The sequence below is a fragment of the Streptomyces vilmorinianum genome (assembly GCF_005517195.1).
Taxonomy (GTDB): Bacteria; Actinomycetota; Actinomycetes; order Streptomycetales; family Streptomycetaceae; genus Streptomyces; species Streptomyces vilmorinianum.
In genome coordinates, this window is sequence record NZ_CP040244.1 from 3630707 (window position 1) to 3645719 (window position 15013).

The window sequence follows — 15013 nt, forward strand, 5'->3', positions numbered from 1 at the left end:
GCCCACGAACGCCCGCCCCGGCCGGTGGACCGGAAGCCCCCGCTGGGGCGGGCTCGCAATGCCCAGCGCGACTACACCGACTGGGCCATTACTTTCGCGCCTCCACGGCGCCGAAGGAACCTCGGATGACGACTACACGCGCCCTTCCGTACGCCCCGCCCCCGGGAGCGGCCCGGCACAACCAGATCGCCGTGGCGCCGTGGGTCGACCGTAGCTCGGCCGCCGGTGCGCACTGCCGGCTGCTCCTCGTGCACGACCCGCTCAGACCGGGCGAGCAGCTGTGCGAGGTGGCACGGGCCATGCTCGGCGTTGCCTCTGGCCTCGGGCTCGCACCCGCCCACCAGGGGGCGCGGCACATCGGGCCGGTGCTGTGCATGCGCCACGGAGCTACGACCGTCGGCCCACTCCACGGCGAGCGCGTTCTCCACGTCCCCGGCCGGACGATCATCCTGCTCAACTACGGCCACGAGGACTGCCTGTTGCGCGTGCCCGACGGGAATCCGGCATGGGCCGCCACAGCTGCCACCCTCGGACAAGTTCACATCGCGGTCGCCCTGGACCCCGGATCCGTGGGGCCTGGGGATGACGCGGCCTCGTTCGCCCGTCGCTCCGCCGCGGTCGGCCGCCTGTGGACCGGCATCGCCTCCGTACGCACGTGACCTTCCTTTGCACCACCCCATGACTCTCGTCTCCGTCGCCAATCCGGCGCCGGACGCGGGATGCACCACCAGGACGAACACAACTAAAGGAGCTCAACATGGCACTGCTGCTTGACCGCGTCCCGACCCAGTCCCACACGATCAGCACGGACCCGGCCGGCCCCGCGGACACCCGGCCGTTCGGTCTCGACTCGCTGACCGGGCTGACCAAGGTCGGCGAACAGCCCCGCGCCGCCGTCGACCCGGTGACGCAGCTGTCGCTCGTCGAGGGCAGGCCGGCCATCCTCGACCCCATGCTCGCCGGGACCTCTTCCAACACCGAGAGCGACGGATCGACCGTGATCTCGGTCGACACCGACCAGAACGACGACTGATGGTCAAGCCCCCTGTGGGGTCGGGCACGCGCGGCGGTCTTCCGCCGCGCGTGCTCGTCGTCACCTACGCTCTCGACCCCACCGCCGACTATGTCCTGCACGAACTCAACACGCGTCGCGTGCCGTTCTGGCGGACTGACCTCGCCGACTTCCCCACCCGTACGCGTCTGCGCACCACCCTGGGACCGTCCGGACAATGGTTGGGCGTGATGCACGACGAGCTCCGCGGCATCGACCTCTCCGAGCTGCGCGCGGTGTGGTGGCGCAAGCCGACCGAGTTCCAGTTCGCCGCCACGATGGCCGAGCCCGAGCAGCGGTTCGCCCGCTCCCAGGCCAAGCACGCCTTGACCGTCCTCTCCTCGCTCCCGGACGTGCTGTGGGTCAACCGACCCGAGCGGAGCGCCGACTGCACCAAGCCCGTACAGCTGGCCGTAGCCGTCGAGGCCGGGCTGCACGTACCAGACACGCTCATCACCAACGACCCCGCCGATGTCGCCGAGTTCGCCGAGGAGATCGGCGGCCCGATCATCACCAAGGTTCTCGGGGGCATCGTCCACACCGAGGACGGCCGACGTGGGCAGCTCTACACCCGCCGCGTGCCGCCCGAGCAGCACGCTGACCCACGCATCGCCTTGACGGCACACCTGTTCCAGCGCGAGATCACGAACAAGGCGTACGAGATCCGGGTGACCGTCGTCGACGGGGAGCTGTTCCCCGTCACGATCCACGCGCCCGCTGGCCCGGGCCGCCTCGACTGGCGCCGCGACTCGAAGAACCTCACCTACGCTCCGGCCACGCTGCCCGGGTACATCCGCGACGGGATCCGCGAGATGATGCGCCGCCTCGGCCTCGTGTACGCCGCGCTCGACTTCATCGTCGACGCCCACGGCGCGCACTGGCTCGTCGACGTCAACCCCGGCGGCCAGTGGGCATGGATCGACCAGACTCGCGACGCCATCACCCGAGCGCTCGCCGACCTCCTGGAGAAGGGCAGCACCACATGACTACTGAGGCCACGACCGCGGACACTGCGGCCGCGCGCGGCAAGCTCGTGCAGACCCTCATCGACGCCGGCGCCATCACCGATCCCCGGTGGCGCGCCGCGTTCGAGGACGTACCCCGGCACCTGTTCGTCCCGTTCTACTTCGACCACTCCGGCGTCCGGATCGCAGGCGACGACCCGGCGACCATCGAGCAGTGGTTCGCCGCCGTCCACAGCGACAAGTCCCTCGTCACCCACCGGACCGAGGGCGCAGCGACATCCTCAAGCACCGAGCCGTCGCTCATGGCCGCGATGCTCCACGCCCTCGAAGTCGACGACGGTATGCATGTCCTGGAGATCGGCACCGGCACCGGCTACAACGCAGCGCTGCTCTCCCACCGGCTCGGCGACGGCCAGGTCGTGACCGTCGACATCGCCCTCGACATCACCGGACCCGCCCGCGAACGACTCACTGCGGCCGGCTACGCGCCGCACGTCGTGACCGGCGACGGCGCTGAGGGGTGGCCGCCGGACGCGCCGTACGACCGGATCATCGCAACATGCCGACTCGACGCCATCCCGCGCACGCTGATCCACCAGCTGACGGACTCCGGGGTCATCCTGGCTCCGCTGGGCAATGCGCTCGCACGGATCACCCGCACCGGCCCCGAGACTGCCGAGGGACAGTTCCTTTCGGGGGCGTTCTTCATGGCCATGCGGCACGGGCGCGGCACCGGGGTTACCCGGCGCCCTGACCTTCCGGCCGGGAGCGGACGCCCGTCGCTCCTGCCCCTGGCGGACATCGTCGACGGCACCTTCCGCTTCCTCGTAAGCATCGTCGCCCCTGGCCTCGTCTGGCAGTACGACCTCGACGACACCGGCACGCCGGACGGTACGCGGGTGTGGTCGCCTGACGGCTCGATTGCCAGCGTGACGGCCGATGGCACCGTGCGCGAGACGGGCTCTCTCTGGGCGCGGCTGGAGGCGGCCCACGAGGTGTTCGTCGCACATGACCGCCCCGCGGCTGACCGGTACGGCGTCACGATCGACCAGGAGGAGCAGCGCGTGTGGCTCGACAGCCCCGCCGGGCCGAGCTGGACCATTCACGAGTCGTAGCCTGGGGTCAGCCCTCTGCTGGCGGCCGCAGAACGAAGGTCCCCTTGTTCGGCAGGGTCACGACCAGCCCGCGCTCCCGCAGCTCCTGCACGGCGCGGCGCGCCGTTCCGGGAGCGACGCCGTACGCCGCGGCCATCGCCCTTTCGTTCGGCAGCCTCGCCCCGTAGGGGAGCTGACCCGACCTGATCTCTGCTTCGACCTGGTCTGCCACACGCACGTAGACGTACTGGAACTCAGCGCCCGGAAGTTCGCTCATGGGCGGAACCTATGGCCCGCTCCAACCCCCCACGTCGGCAGATGGCCACAGGGGGCACCATGGAGCGGCCTATAGCGGATGTTAGTGTTCCGCTGCGCGACACCGCAGGTCGCGCCCACAATCGCCCGCTTCGGGGTAGGTCCGGAAGCCTCCCCGGGGCGGGCTTTCCGCGTTCCCCCGAGCGGGTGCGAGTGCGGTGAAACGATGAGCCCCGCTCGGCTGGATTTCTCCCGTCAGCGGGGCTCTCTCGCGTCTCGAGGCCCAGTAGTGATGTACGGCTCCCTGTGCACTTCTCATTCCCTCGTTGCTGTCCGTTAAGGGGGCATAGCTCACCCCCATGTGTGACTCCTGCGGGCGTACGGAGCACTGGAAAGTGTCGGAACTCTCCATGCGTGATCACTTGGAATAGCTCTGCGACTCGACCGCCAATTGCTGACCGGGGAGTGTGCCGATGGGCTCTGACGAAGTGCGCAGATCGTGCGAGGTGCTAGCCGAGGCCCGAGCTGCCGCAGACTCCGCCAGCGCGGCGAAGCTCAAGATCGCCTATGAGTCGGTGATCAAGATCATGGCGCAGCAAGACACCACGTTGGCCAACTACCGCAACCGGGCCACAGGGCTGTTCACAGTTGCCGCCTTGATCGCCACGTTCGCCTCGAACGTAGGCTTCATCGTCAAGGATCACCCGCCGCCACTCGCCTACCTCATCTGGATGATGGCGAGTCTGGGAGTGGTTCTCGTGTGCGCTCTCGCCGTGCTGTGGCCGGTGAAGGACTGGTCCTACGCGGCCGCGGAGCCTGTCGGAGTTCTTCTCCAGAAGGAGGTCGCCGGCGAGGAGGAGAAGAGTCTCCATCGAGGCATCGTCCGTGGTCACTTGCAGGCGTTGCAGGACAACGGTCAGATCATCAAGCAGAAGGCTGCCTGGTTCCGGTACGGCGTACTCGCTCTGGGGCTTGAGATGGTCGCTGTCCTCACTAGCGCCCTTGTGGCGCAACCCTAGACGAGGCGATTGGACGCGTGGTTATGGACAAGGACCGGGAGCAGGGCTCCGGGGACGTTCCGCCCCATAAGGGGCCGAACGTGACAGCTGACGTGGGGCCTTGGAAGGGGCCGAACGTGACAGCTGACGTGGGGCCTTGGAAGGGCGTCAACTTCGCGGGTCGGCCTGCTGTCGTCGCCGCAGTGGCTGAGCGACTCGGAAGTCGTGAGCGGGCAGAGGAGGCGGTGGATGCCGTCCTTGAAGTAATCATCGACAGTGCGGCGACGATCGGCTCCACGGGAGCGGCGAGCGAGCCAGCTACGCCGGCGAAGAAGGCGCCGGGGAAGAAGACCGCGGCGAAGAAGGCACCGGGGAAGAAGACCGCGGCGAAGAAGGCGCCGGCGAAGAAGGCGCCGGCGAAGAAGGCGCCGGCGAAGAAGACCGCCACGGCGAAGAAGGCGCCGGCGAAGAAGACGGCGGCGAAGAAGACCGCGGCGAAGAAGACCGCGGCGAAGAAGACGGCGGCGAAGAAGACCGCGGCGAAGAGGGCGAACGTCGCGAAGACGGCCACGGGTAAGACGGTCACGCGACAGAAAGCCGCGGTGAAGGCCGGCGCGGGGAGGGAGACGCCTGCGGCGAAGGAGAGGGCGACGAAGAGGTAGGCGCCGAGTGCAACTGGAGGAGGGCCTCGACTCCTGGAGTCGAGGCCCTCCTCCACGCGGGCTGGGCTCGAGGTGGTGTACGGCTGCGCATGCACTTCTCATCCCAGATGTGCAGACCGTCCTTGGTCTCCACGCACTCCTGCGCGACTCCCGGGCCGATCACCTCCGAGAGTCCGTAGATGTCGACGGCGTCGATCGCGAACCGCTCCTCGATCTCCCGCCGCATCGCCTCCGTCCAGGGCTCGGCGCCGAAGATGCCCACCTTCAGCGAGGTGGAGCGCGGATCGATGCCCTGCCGCTCGAACTCGTCGAGCAGCGTGAGCATGTACGAGGGCGTCACCATGATGATCTCGGGCCTGAAGTCCTGGATCAGCTGGACCTGGCGGGCCGTCATGCCCCCGGAGGCGGGGATGACCGTGCAGCCGAGCCGCTCGGCACCGTAGTGCGCGCCGAGCCCGCCCGTGAACAGGCCGTACCCGTAGGCCACATGGACCTTGTGTCCCGGCCTGCCGCCGGCCGCCCGGATGGAGCGGGCGACCACGTCGGCCCAGGTGTCCAGATCGCGTGCGGTGTAGCCGACGACGGTCGGCCGGCCCGTGGTGCCGCTCGAGGCGTGGACGCGCCGGATCTCGGACTGGTCGACGGCGAACATGCCGAAGGGGTAGTGGTCGCGCAGATCGGTCTTGGCGGTGAAGGGGAAGCGGGCGAGGTCGGCGAGCGAGCGGCAGTCGTCGGGGTGCAGCCCCGCCTTGTCGAAGGAGCGCCGGTAGAAGCCCACGTTCTCGTACGCGTGGCGCAGCGTGGACCGCAGCCGCTCCAGCTGGAGCGCCTCAAGCTCCTCGCGTCCGAGCCGCTCGCCGCTGTCCCGCAGGTCCGCCATGTGCCGCCCACTTCCGTCCGAAATCGGACTACCGATCATTCGGTAGAGCTCCCGGATCAGTAAATCCGGACCGGCCCGGGCCCTGGCAAGAGGTCGGCGGAGACTTTCTCGCCACGGTCGGAGGAGAGCGACGCCCGGACGGCGGAGCGCGTACGGCGCTCCGGGGGCGCTTCCCGGGCCCTGAGTGCTTCGGCGCGGCCACGTCACATGCATATGACATCGGCAACGGTGCGTTACACCTGGATGCGGAGAGTGACGTACCAAGAGATTTCCAGGAACAGGAGTCAGCCCATGTCGGTCGACACAGAGCCCGCGGCACCCGCGCCGGCCCCCGCCCCCTCCGCCGAGGTGCGCCAGATGCAGATCAGCCTCAGCACGGCGGCGGCGCGCAACCTCGCGACCACCACCAAGTCCGAACCCCAGATGCAGGGCATCAGCTCACGCTGGCTGCTGCGCAAGCTCCCCTGGGTCCATACGCCCGGCGGCACCTACCGCGTCAACCGGCGACTCTCGTACGTGGTCGGCGACGGCCGCGTGACCTTCATCAAGAACGGATCCAAGGTCCAGGTCGTCCCCGCCGAGCTGGCGGAGCTGCCGCTGCTGCGCGGTTTCGACGACCCGACCGCGCTCGGCGCGCTCGCCGACCGCTTCGTCCAGAAGGAGTACGAGCCCGGCCAGGTGATCGTGCACGCCGGCAAGAAGGCCGACCACGTCTATCTGATCGCGCACGGCAAGATCGAGAAGCTCGGCCACGGCAAGTACGGCGACGAGACCCTGCTCGGCCGGCTCGGCGACGGCGACACCTTCGGCGGCCAGATCCTCGGCGGGGACGGCAAGTGGGAGTTCACGGCCAAGGCGACGACCGGGGCCACGATCCTGGCCCTGCCCCAGACGGCGTACAAGGCCGTCGCCGACCAGTACGAGAACCTGCGCGCCCATGTCCGCAACCTCGGGTCCAACGGCCACGGCCGGGCCACCAACAAGGCGGGCGAGGCGGCGATCGAGCTCAGCGCCGGCCACGTCGGCGAGGCCGTGCTGCCCGGGGCCTTCGCGGACTACGAGCTCAAGCCGCGCGAGTACGAGCTGAGCGTCGCCCAGACCGTGCTGAAGGTGCACAGCCGCGTCGCCGACCTCTACAACCAGCCCATGAACCAGACGCAGCAGCAGTTGCGCCTGACCATCCAGGAGCTGCGCGAACGCCAGGAGTACGAGCTGGTGAACAACCCGGAGTTCGGGCTGCTCAACAACACCGACTTCGACCAGCGCATCCAGACCCAGTCGGGACCGCCCACCCCGGACGACCTCGACGACCTGCTCAGCATGCGCCGCGGCACCCAGTACCTCTTCGCCCACCCCCGGGCCATCGCGGCCTTCGGCAAGGAGTGCAACAAGCGGGGGCTCATGCTCCGTTCCGTCGACGTGGACGGGCACGCCATCCCGGCCTGGCGCGGCGTCCCGATCCTGCCCTGCGGCAAGATCGGCGTCAGCGAGCACCAGACCTCCTCGATCATCGCCATGCGAACCGGGGAGAACAACGAAGGGGTCATCGGTCTCCACCAGACCGGGCTCCCGGACGAGATCGAGCCCGGCCTCAACTGCCGCTTCATGGGGATCGACGAGAAGGCGATCATCTCCTACCTCGTCTCCACCTACTACTCGGCGGCCGTCCTCGTCCCGGACGCGATCGGCATCCTGGAGAACGTCGAGGTGCGTCCGCGTGCCTGACCGTCACCCCCCGGTGGGCGTACGGCGCGGGAACGGGGGCTGAGCCGTGTCCGTGCTCTCCCGCATGGCCGCCGCGGCGGGCTCCCACGACGTGGCGGCGCTGATCGACGCGGTGCTCTCCGATCCCGTACGGCCGGCCTCGCCCGACCTGTTCGGGGCGCCGCCCCCGGCCGGCGCCGGGGCGCTCGCGCAGGGACCCGTCACGACGGGAGCGTTCTCGGCCGGGCCCCTCTCGACGGGGTCCTTCTCGGCCGGAGCCTTCTCGGCCGGGCCGACGGGCCTCGGGACCTCGGCCGCCCGCGTCCTGATCCCGCAACCGCCCCCCGCGCCCGCGGCTCCGGCCGTACGCCCCTCCATGGTTCCGGTGCCCGGCGGCCCCACCGGGCTCGGCACCTCCGGCGCCCGTGTCGCCGAGCGCCTGCGCCCGGACGAGGCGGCCGCGGCGCCCGCGGCCCCCGCCACCGGAACGCCGCCGCCCGAGGGCGTGCCGACGCTCTACTGTCCGCCCGCCGTCCGCGACGACCCCGCCCTCGGCGAGTTCGTCAACGAACGGCTGGTCCTGTGGGCGCAGGAGGTCGGCATCTACCCCGGCCACCTGGACAAGGTCCGCTCGGCGAACTTCGGGCGGCTCATGATGCTCGCCCACCCCGAGTCCGACGACCCCGAGCGGCTCCTCGCCGCGGCCAAGTGCGGACTGTCCGAATGGGCGGTCGACGACCACATCGTCGACTGCGAGGTGGAGGAGCCCCGCCACGAGGTCCTCGGCCAGCGCCTCGCGATCTGCCACTCGGTGATCGACCAGGCCCAGCTGCCCCTGCGCTACGCGCCGCAGCTGGAGGAGGCGGTCCGCGCCGACCCGGTGGCGATGGCGCTGCGCTCCTCGCTGGACAACCTGCTGGGATACGCCTCGGCGACCCAGGTGCGCCGGCTGCGCCACGAGCTGGCCATCATGTTCGTCGCGTACAACCAGGAAGGCGTCTGGCACACCACCGGGCAACGGCCGCCGGTCTGGGAGTACCTGATGCACCGGCACGAGAACAGCTTCATCCCCTGCATGGTCCTCGTCGACGCCATCGCCGGCTACGAGGTGCCGCAGGAGGAGTTCTCCGACCCCCGGGTGCGCCGGGCGTTCAATCTGGCCGGCACCGCGACCGTCCTGATGAACGACCTGTACTCGATGGGCAAGGAAGATCCCACGGACTTCAGCCTGCCCATGCTGATCGCCGCCGAGGAGCAGTGCTCCATGGAGGAGGCGGTCGCGCGTTCCGTGGAGATCCACGACGAGCTGATGCACACCTTCGAGGCCGAGGCGTCCGTCCTCGCCCGCACCGGCTCCCCGCAGCTGGCCCGCTTCCTGGCCGGAACGTGGGCCTGGGTGGGCGGCAACCGCGAATGGCACGCCGGCAGCGCCCGGTACCGCACCGCGGACTGAACACCGCCCCGCCCCTCGTCCCCCTCTGTCCCCCACAAGAACCAGGTAAGGAACCCCCGCATGTCCACGTCCACGCAATCCGCCGTGCTGCGTACGCCCTATCAGGAGTCCGTGGCCCGCTACTGGAACACCAACCAGCAGGACCCGGTGAACCTGCGGCTCGGCGAGATCGACGGGCTCTACCACCACCACTACGGCATCGGCGACTACGACCCCTCCGTCCTCGCCGGCCCGGAGAACACCCGTGACGCCCGGATCATCCAGGAGCTGCACCGTCTGGAGACCGCCCAGGCCGACCTGCTCCTCGACCACCTGGGCAAGCGCACGCCCGCCGACCACCTCCTCGACGCGGGCTCGGGCCGCGGCGGCACCAGCATCATGGCCGAGCAGCGCTTCGGCTGCCATGTCGACGGGGTCTCGATCTCCGAGTACCAGGTCGATTTCGCCAACGCGCAGGCCGAGAAGCGCGGGGTCGCCGACCGGGTGAAGTTCCACTTCCGGAACATGCTGGACACCGGCTTCGCCACCGGCTCGCGTCAGGCCATCTGGACCAACGAGACCACGATGTACGTGGACCTCTTCGAGCTCTTCGACGAGTTCTCCCGGCTCCTGGAGCACGGCGGCCGCTACGTCTGCATCACCGGCTGCTCCAACGACGTCACCGGCCTGCGCTCCAAGGCGGTCAGCCGGATCGACGAGCACTACACCTGCAACATCCACCCGCGCAGCGCGTACTTCCGCGCGCTCGCCGAGAACAACCTCGTCCCCATCGAGGTCGTCGATCTGACGGCGGCGACCATCCCGTACTGGGAGTTGCGGGCCAAGTGCTCCGTGGCGACCGGGATCGAGGACCCCTTCCTGACGGCGTACAAGGAAGGCAGCTTCCACTACCTGATGATCGTCGCTGATCGGATCTGACGCTTTCGGTCCCGTACGGAGCCCCGGGTGGACACCCGGGGCTCCTCACGTGCACCCCGTATGCCACTACGGTTTCCATAAGATCACACAATTGAGTGTGTTTGATCGGGTGCTGGCACGTTCTGCACACGACGGGGGAAATCGGAGAGAGCCAGAGGACCGACCGGCAGCCGTTCCGGCCGGGCGGGCCTCACGTCACGCCTCCGGACGAAGTGGACCCTCATGCCTGTCCTGTGCCGTCCCGCCGTCGCCGTCCCCGAGCACACCATCACCCGGGAAGAGACCCTCGACCTGGCCCGGACCCTGCACGCCGGACACGAGCAGCTCCCGCTCGTGCTCCGTCTCATCGGCAACACCGGAGTCGCCAAGCGCCACCTCGTGCAGCCCATCGAGCGCACGCTCGCCCACCCCGGATTCGAGGCGCGCAACGCCCTGTACGAATCCCAGGCCAAGGCGCGCGTTCCCGCCGTCGTCGAACAGGCGCTCGCCCACGCGGGGCTCGAGGCCCGCGACATCGACCTGATCGTCTACGTCTCCTGCACCGGCTTCATGATGCCCTCGCTCACGGCCTGGATGATCAACACCCTGGGGTTCCGCAACGACACACGGCAGATGCCGATCGCCCAGCTGGGCTGCGCGGCCGGCGGCGGGGCCATCAACCGGGCCCACGACTTCTGCGCCGCCTACCCCGGAGCCAACGCGCTCATCGTGGCCTGCGAGTTCTGCTCCCTGTGCTACCAGCCCACCGACCTCACCATCGGCAACCTGCTCTCCAACGGTCTGTTCGGCGACGCGGTCGCCGCCGCCGTCGTCCGCGGCACGGGCGGCGTCGGCGTACGGCTCGAAGGCAACGGCTCGCACCTGGTGCCCGACAGCGAGGACTGGATCGCCTACAAGGTGCGCGAGACCGGATTCCACTTCATGCTCGACAAGCGCGTGCCCGGCACCATGGAGCAGCTCGCCCCCGCCCTCGTCGACCTCGCCGCCCGGCACGGACGGGACGCCGGCGCCCAGGGCTTCTACATCATCCATGCCGGCGGGCCGCGCATCCTCGACGACCTGGGCCGTCACCTCGAGGTCGAGCCGGAGGCCTTCCGCTTCAGCCGCGCCACGCTGACCGAGTACGGCAACATCGCGAGCGCCGTCGTCCTCGACGCCCTGCGCCGGCTCTTCGAGGAGGGCGGCCCCGCGCCCGGCTCACCCGGCCTCATCGCGGGCTTCGGCCCCGGCATCACCGCCGAGATCTCCCTCGGCCGCTGGACCGGCGACCCCGCGGCCGAGGACATCCGGCGCGAGACGGTCCGCCTGGACCCACCCGCCACCGCCGACACCCGCGTCCCACCCGACATCCGCGTCCCGCCTGACATCCGCGCCGCACCCGAAACCCCCGTTCCGCCCGAAACCCCCGTTCCGCCCGTCACCCCCGTCATGCCTGTCACCCCTCTTACCCCCGTCACCGCGATGAACAGCCTTGTCCCTGACCGCCCCACACCCGTGAAAGCCGCCTCATGACCACCACCGCCACTCCTCGGTCCGCCGATACCCCCCGCGTCCACTTCTGGGCCGTACCCGACCTGACCGGCCTCGACTTCGACCCGCTGCTCGCCAAGCTGCTCCACGAGGACCCCGTCACCCGGGTCCGGCTGCCCCACGGCGAGGGCCATGCCTGGCTGGTCACCCGTTACGAGGACGTCAAGTTCGTCTCCGTCGACCCCCGCTTCAGCCGCCAGGCCGTCTGGGGACGCCAAGTCACCCGCCTCGCCCCGCACTTCATCCCCATGGACGGCGCCGTCGGCTTCGCCGACCCGCCGGACCACACCCGGATGCGGCGCGTGGTGGCCCGCGCGTTCAGCGCCCGCGCCCTGCGCTCCCTGCGCGACCACGCCCAGGCCACCATGGACCGGCTCCTCGACACCATGGAGGAACAGGGCGCCCCCGCCGACCTGATGGCGATGGTCAACCGCCCCTTCCCGCTCGCCATGGTCAGCGAGCTGATGGGCGTACCGGAGGGCGACCAGCCGCTCATGGCCCGGTGGTCCGACACGATCATCTCCGCGGGCGCGGGCCGCGAGGCCAGCGAACAGGCCAAGGCCGACATGGCGCGGTACTTCACCGACCTCATCGGCCGCAGCCACGGCACCGGACAGGAGACCCTGGCCGCCGTCCTCGCCGACGCCGTCGACGACACCACCCTGGAGGAGCACGAGGCCGTCGGCCTCGCCGTCCTCATCCAGATCGGCGGCGCGCACGCCGTGCGCAACAACAGCGCCAACATGGTCTACGCCCTCCTGACCCACCCCGACCACCTCGCCCGGCTGCGCGCCGAACCGGACCTGCTCCCGCAGGCCGTCGAGGAGCTGCTGCGCTACATCCCGCACCGCAACGCGGTCGGCCTCTCCCGGATCGCCCTGGAGGACGTCGAGGTCGGCGGCGTCCTCATCCCCGCCGGCGACCCCGTCTACGTCTCCTATCTGACCGCCAACCGCGACCCGGACGTCTTCCCGGACCCCGAGCGCCTCGACTTCGACCGCGACTACAACCCGCACGTCGCCTTCGGCCACGGACCGCACTACTGCCCCGGCTCCCAACTGGCCCGCATCGAGTCCGAGATCCTGCTGGACTCCCTCTGGAAGCGCTTCCCCGGACTGCGGCTCGCCGTGCCCGAGGAGGAGATCCGATGGCAGCGGGGCGCGCTGATCCGCGGTCCCGAGACCCTGCCGGTGACCTGGTGAGAGGACGTACGACCGGATGACAGCGATCCACCCCGGAGGCGGGCTCATCGTCCCGCCCGGGCACGGCAAGACCCTGGCGACCGCCGCCCAGCGCGTCACCTTCAAGGTCACCGGCGAGCACACCCCGACCTCCTCCACCTTCGAGGTCGAGGTCCCGCCCGGCTTCGACGTGGGGGCCCACACCCACGGACACAGCGAGGAGCTCTTCTACGTCCTCGAAGGGGAGCTGGACGTCCTCGCCTTCGAACCGCGCGTCCGCACCCCCGACCGGTGGCGCGACTGGGAGTCCGCCACCGGCGAGAGGGTCGTCCGCGCCACCCCCGGCACCCTGATGCTCGTCCCGCCGGGCTGCCCGCACGCCTTCGCCAACCCGACGGGCGAACCCGCCCGCGTCCTGTTCCAGGCCTCCCCGCCGCCGGACCACGAGCGGTACTTCGAGGAGCTGATGGAGATCCTCGGCTCGGGCGGCGAGGTCGACCACGCGGCGGTCGAGGAACTCCGCCGCCGCTACGACATCGAACAGCTCACCCCGCTGCGCCATAGCCGCACATAGCCGCACATAGCGGCACCGGGCCGTCGGAGCGCGAAATCCGATTGCCGCGCTCCGACGGCCGGTGCTGGACTGCGCGCATGGACCACGAAGCGATACTCGCCCTGTACGACCGCCAGCTGCGCCTCGGTGCCCGCCCGGACGGGCCCGGCACCCGCGTCGAGCGCGACGGCCCCGTCGTACGGCAGTCGGGCCCGGCCCACGCCTGGAACGGCATCCTCTGGTCCGGCCTCGACGAGACCGACGCCGACGCGGTCATCGCCGAGCAGATCGACCGCTTCACCGCGCTCGGCCGCGCCTTCGAGTGGAAGGTGTACGGACACGACCGCCCGGCCGATCTGGCGCGGCGGCTGCTCGCGGCCGGCTTCACGGCGGATGACCGGGAGACCCTGATGGTCGCCGAAGCGGCCACGCTGCCCCTCGCCGTGGAGCTCCCCGAGGGCGTCGAACTCGTCCCGGTGACCGACGCGGCCGGCGTGCGGCGGGTGACCGAGGTCCACGACCGGGCCTTCGGCGGGGACAGCTCCGCCATCGGCCGCCGCCTCCTCGACCAGCTGGCCACCACCCCCGACACCGTCGCCGCCGTCCTCGCCATGGCCGACGACGAGCCCGTCAGCGCCGCCCGCCTGGAGCTGTACCCCGGCACGGACTTCGCCGGCCTGTGGGGCGGCGGCACGGTCGAGTCCTGGCGAGGCAAGGGCCTCTACCGGGCCCTGGTCGCCTTCCGCACCCGGATCGCCGTCGAGCGCGGCCACCGCTTCGTCCAGGTCGACGCGGCCGACACCAGCCGCCCGATCCTCAAGCGCCTCGGCTTCGTCCCCCTGACGACGACCACCCCGTACGTGTACGTCCCCTAGGCAGCCCAGTGCGCGGGGCGCTCGAAGCCCTCCGGCAGGCGGGTCGCGGCGTCACCGCGGGCCGCGTTCAGCTGGGGCTGCGTGAGGAACAGGGCGCCGGTGAGATCCGCGCCGGACAGGTCGGCGTCGCGCAGATCGGCGCCGATCAGATCGGCCAGGGACAGATCCGCGCCGGACAGGTCGGCGGCGATCAGCAGCGCCCCGCGCAGATCCGCGCCCCGCAGCTTCGCCCCGCGCAGCCGGGCCCCGATCAGATCGGCGCCCCGCCGGCTCTTGGCCTTGCCGCCCGCCCCGGCCCGCACCAGCGCGCTGGTCTTCAGGAGCAGCGGGTTCACCTCGCCCCGGACCGCGGCCACGTCCAGCTTCTCCAGCGCGTCCGCCGTGCCCTCGGTCAGCGCCTCCACCCGGGCCAGGGCCCGGCGCAGCTCGGCGTGGACCGGGCGGGCGGCGGGCCGGGCGAGCGCCTCGGTGAGGTAGCGCAGCAGCTCGTGGAGCTGGCGTACGACCGGGAACACCTCGTACATCTGCCGCGAGGTCTCCGGCGCCTCGCGCCAGGAGACCCCACCGAAGGTGACCTGCGAGACCTTCTGGCCCGCGCCGAAGCAGTCGTACACCGTGCACCCCGAGAAACCGCTCGGCCGCAGCTTGGTGTGGATGCCGCAGCGGAAGTCCTCCTGGAGGTTCCGGCACGGCTCGCCGGAGGGCTTGTTCACCGCGAAGTCCGCCGACCTGGCGAAGGGGAGCGCCACACAGCAGAGCCCGAAGCAGTTCGCGCAGTCGCCGCGCAGGGTCTCGGGCATGGTGGTGCGTTCCTTTACTGGGTGGGGGTGGATACCCCACCGTATCGCGACCGTATCGCGCCGGTGGAGAACTCGGTTGCGAAGATCGTCGAGG

At 70.4% G+C, this 15013-nt stretch carries 14 protein-coding genes and 2 pseudogenes; 13 read left to right on the top strand and 3 right to left on the bottom strand.

Annotation, left to right across the window (positions count from 1 at the left end; genetic code table 11):
• Positions 1-125 precede the first annotated feature (125 nt).
• The 4 genes from FDM97_RS17155 (at position 126) to FDM97_RS17170 (ending at position 3131) form a co-directional block, all read left to right on the top strand.
• Positions 126-659, top strand: a complete 534-nt coding sequence (locus FDM97_RS17155; RefSeq protein WP_137991287.1) for a hypothetical protein — start codon at positions 126-128, stop codon at positions 657-659.
• A gap of 98 nt (positions 660-757) precedes the next feature.
• Complete coding sequence (gene tgmA / locus FDM97_RS17160; RefSeq protein ID WP_137991288.1) at positions 758-1033, top strand: putative ATP-grasp-modified RiPP; 276 nt, start codon at positions 758-760, stop codon at positions 1031-1033.
• Positions 1033-2037, top strand: coding sequence for an MvdC/MvdD family ATP grasp protein (locus FDM97_RS17165; protein WP_137991289.1), 1005 nt, complete (start codon positions 1033-1035; stop codon positions 2035-2037). Before tgmA ends, FDM97_RS17165 begins: the two co-directional genes overlap by 1 nt.
• Positions 2034-3131 carry a methyltransferase domain-containing protein gene (locus FDM97_RS17170; protein WP_137991290.1) on the top strand — a complete coding sequence of 366 codons (1098 nt, stop codon included), beginning with the start codon at positions 2034-2036 and terminating at the stop codon, positions 3129-3131. Before FDM97_RS17165 ends, FDM97_RS17170 begins: the two co-directional genes overlap by 4 nt.
• A 7-nt stretch (positions 3132-3138) precedes the next feature.
• On the opposite strand, the gene FDM97_RS17175 is transcribed toward FDM97_RS17170, so the two are convergent.
• Positions 3139-3387, bottom strand: coding sequence for a GntR family transcriptional regulator (locus FDM97_RS17175; RefSeq protein ID WP_137991291.1), 249 nt, complete (start codon positions 3385-3387; stop codon positions 3139-3141).
• A 451-nt stretch (positions 3388-3838) separates the two neighbouring features.
• On the opposite strand from FDM97_RS17175, the gene FDM97_RS17180 reads away from it, so the two are divergent.
• Together FDM97_RS17180 and FDM97_RS17185 are read left to right on the top strand one after the other, a co-directional pair.
• Entirely contained in the window at positions 3839-4384 is a 546-nt protein-coding gene (locus tag FDM97_RS17180) for a hypothetical protein (protein WP_137991292.1), read from the top strand.
• Positions 4385-4464: 80 nt separating this feature from the next.
• Positions 4465-5025 carry a DNA-binding protein gene (locus FDM97_RS17185; protein ID WP_175439148.1) on the top strand — a complete coding sequence of 187 codons (561 nt, stop codon included), beginning with the start codon at positions 4465-4467 and terminating at the stop codon, positions 5023-5025.
• A 97-nt stretch (positions 5026-5122) separates the two neighbouring features.
• Here the strand turns inward: FDM97_RS17185 and FDM97_RS17190 are convergent.
• Positions 5123-5905, bottom strand: a pseudogene (locus FDM97_RS17190) (AMP-binding protein); the annotation flags it as partial.
• A 291-nt stretch (positions 5906-6196) separates the two neighbouring features.
• On the opposite strand from FDM97_RS17190, the gene FDM97_RS17195 reads away from it, so the two are divergent.
• The 7 genes and pseudogenes from FDM97_RS17195 (at position 6197) to FDM97_RS17225 (ending at position 14119) form a co-directional block, all read left to right on the top strand.
• A complete protein-coding gene (locus FDM97_RS17195) occupies positions 6197-7630 on the top strand; it encodes a family 2B encapsulin nanocompartment shell protein (RefSeq protein ID WP_137991293.1) in 1434 nt (477 codons plus the stop codon).
• A gap of 46 nt (positions 7631-7676) precedes the next feature.
• Complete coding sequence (locus FDM97_RS17200; protein WP_137991294.1) at positions 7677-9062, top strand: family 2 encapsulin nanocompartment cargo protein terpene cyclase; 1386 nt, start codon at positions 7677-7679, stop codon at positions 9060-9062.
• Between the two features lie 60 nt (positions 9063-9122).
• On the top strand, positions 9123-9980 hold the full coding sequence (locus FDM97_RS17205) for a geranyl diphosphate 2-C-methyltransferase (protein ID WP_137991295.1): 858 nt from the start codon (positions 9123-9125) through the stop codon (positions 9978-9980).
• A 222-nt stretch (positions 9981-10202) separates the two neighbouring features.
• Positions 10203-11258, top strand: a pseudogene (locus tag FDM97_RS17210) (type III polyketide synthase); the annotation flags it as partial.
• Positions 11259-11488: 230 nt separating this feature from the next.
• A complete protein-coding gene (locus tag FDM97_RS17215; RefSeq protein WP_137991297.1) occupies positions 11489-12712 on the top strand; it encodes a cytochrome P450 in 1224 nt (407 codons plus the stop codon).
• Positions 12713-12728: 16 nt separating this feature from the next.
• Positions 12729-13265, top strand: a complete 537-nt coding sequence (locus tag FDM97_RS17220) for a cupin domain-containing protein (protein WP_137991298.1) — start codon at positions 12729-12731, stop codon at positions 13263-13265.
• 77 nt (positions 13266-13342) lie between these two features.
• Positions 13343-14119 carry a GNAT family N-acetyltransferase gene (locus tag FDM97_RS17225; RefSeq protein WP_137991299.1) on the top strand — a complete coding sequence of 259 codons (777 nt, stop codon included), beginning with the start codon at positions 13343-13345 and terminating at the stop codon, positions 14117-14119.
• Here FDM97_RS17225 and FDM97_RS17230 read toward each other — a convergent pair.
• Complete coding sequence (locus tag FDM97_RS17230) at positions 14116-14919, bottom strand: pentapeptide repeat-containing protein (protein WP_137991300.1); 804 nt, start codon at positions 14917-14919, stop codon at positions 14116-14118. The genes FDM97_RS17225 and FDM97_RS17230 overlap by 4 nt on opposite strands.
• Positions 14920-15013: the final 94 nt, after the last annotated feature.

What these genes read in the sequence shown, in the direction of transcription:
- FDM97_RS17155 (WP_137991287.1), top strand. Translation starts at nt 126, where the DNA reads ATGACGACTACACGCGCCCTTCCGTACGCCCCGCCCCCGGGAGCGGCC.
- tgmA (WP_137991288.1), top strand. Translation starts at nt 758, where the DNA reads ATGGCACTGCTGCTTGACCGCGTCCCGACCCAGTCCCACACGATCAGC.
- FDM97_RS17165 (WP_137991289.1), top strand. Translation starts at nt 1,033, where the DNA reads ATGGTCAAGCCCCCTGTGGGGTCGGGCACGCGCGGCGGTCTTCCGCCG.
- FDM97_RS17170 (WP_137991290.1), top strand. Translation starts at nt 2,034, where the DNA reads ATGACTACTGAGGCCACGACCGCGGACACTGCGGCCGCGCGCGGCAAG.
- FDM97_RS17175 (WP_137991291.1), bottom strand. Translation starts at nt 3,387, where the DNA reads ATGAGCGAACTTCCGGGCGCTGAGTTCCAGTACGTCTACGTGCGTGTG.
- FDM97_RS17180 (WP_137991292.1), top strand. Translation starts at nt 3,839, where the DNA reads ATGGGCTCTGACGAAGTGCGCAGATCGTGCGAGGTGCTAGCCGAGGCC.
- FDM97_RS17195 (WP_137991293.1), top strand. Translation starts at nt 6,197, where the DNA reads ATGTCGGTCGACACAGAGCCCGCGGCACCCGCGCCGGCCCCCGCCCCC.
- FDM97_RS17205 (WP_137991295.1), top strand. Translation starts at nt 9,123, where the DNA reads ATGTCCACGTCCACGCAATCCGCCGTGCTGCGTACGCCCTATCAGGAG.
- FDM97_RS17215 (WP_137991297.1), top strand. Translation starts at nt 11,489, where the DNA reads ATGACCACCACCGCCACTCCTCGGTCCGCCGATACCCCCCGCGTCCAC.
- FDM97_RS17220 (WP_137991298.1), top strand. Translation starts at nt 12,729, where the DNA reads ATGACAGCGATCCACCCCGGAGGCGGGCTCATCGTCCCGCCCGGGCAC.
- FDM97_RS17225 (WP_137991299.1), top strand. Translation starts at nt 13,343, where the DNA reads ATGGACCACGAAGCGATACTCGCCCTGTACGACCGCCAGCTGCGCCTC.
- FDM97_RS17230 (WP_137991300.1), bottom strand. Translation starts at nt 14,919, where the DNA reads ATGCCCGAGACCCTGCGCGGCGACTGCGCGAACTGCTTCGGGCTCTGC.